The following is a 977-nucleotide window of genomic DNA, read 5'->3' as shown; positions in this document are numbered from 1 at the left end:
CTATACGACTGACCAGGACGGCACCATTACCTATTACAATCGCGCTGCTGCCGATCTGGCAGGACGGGAGCCCGCCATCGGCAAGGACAAATGGTGTGTGACGTTCAAGCTGTTCACGGCCGACGGCAAGGAACTGCCGCATGACGAGTGCCCGATGGCGATTGCGCTCAAGGAAAACCGGCCGGTCCGCAATCAGGAGGCCGTGGCGCAACGTCCGGACGGATCCTTCTTTCCGTTCCTACCCTACCCCACGCCGTTGCAGGATGAGCACGGCAACCTCATCGRTGCAGTCAATATGCTGCTCGACCTGACGGACCGCCAGCGTGCTGAAGAAGCCAGGCAGCACTTGTCGGCGATCGTGGAATCCTCGTTCGATGCAATCGTCAGCAAGGATCTCAACACCATCATCAAGAGCTGGAACCATGGCGCCGAGCGCCTGTTCGGCTATACCGCCGACGAAGCGATCGGTCAGTCGGTGACCATGCTGATCCCGGATAACCACCAGGACGAAGAACCCCGAATTCTCGAACGCATTCGCCGTGGCGAACGCGTCGAACCGTTCGAAACGACCCGCCAGCGCAAGGATGGCAGCCTGGTTCCGGTTTCGCTGACGATATCGCCCGTGCGTAACGCAACTGGGCAGATCGTCGGCGCATCGAAGATTGCGCGGGACATCACGTTGGCGAGGGAAAACGAGCACCGCATCCGCATGCTGATGCGCGAGGTCAACCACCGGGTGAAAAACCAGTACTCGGTCATTCTGTCGATGATCCGGGAGACCAACAAGCGATCGGAGACGCCCAAGCAATTTGAATCCCAGGTCCGCGAGCGCATCATGGCGCTGTCGCGATCCCACGACCTGCTGGTGTCGGCCGACTGGAAGGGCGCCACCATCAATGAACTCTTGGCGGCCCAGGCCCAGCCTTTCCCACGGGGTGACGTTATCGAGATGTCAGGCCCATCCTTGGTCCTTAGTC

Annotated in this window: 1 protein-coding gene; it reads left to right on the top strand. The window is 60.1% G+C overall.

What is annotated here, in order from left to right:
- Window positions 1–977, top strand: a 977-nt coding sequence (locus ACXJ7R_RS34295; RefSeq protein ID WP_457155665.1) for a PAS domain S-box protein, incomplete at both ends; no start/stop codon positions are given.

The organism is Mesorhizobium sp. P5_C1, from assembly GCF_054049815.1.
The sequence above is the reverse complement of the archived record's forward strand: the minus strand, read 5'-3'. Positions and strand labels throughout refer to the sequence as shown.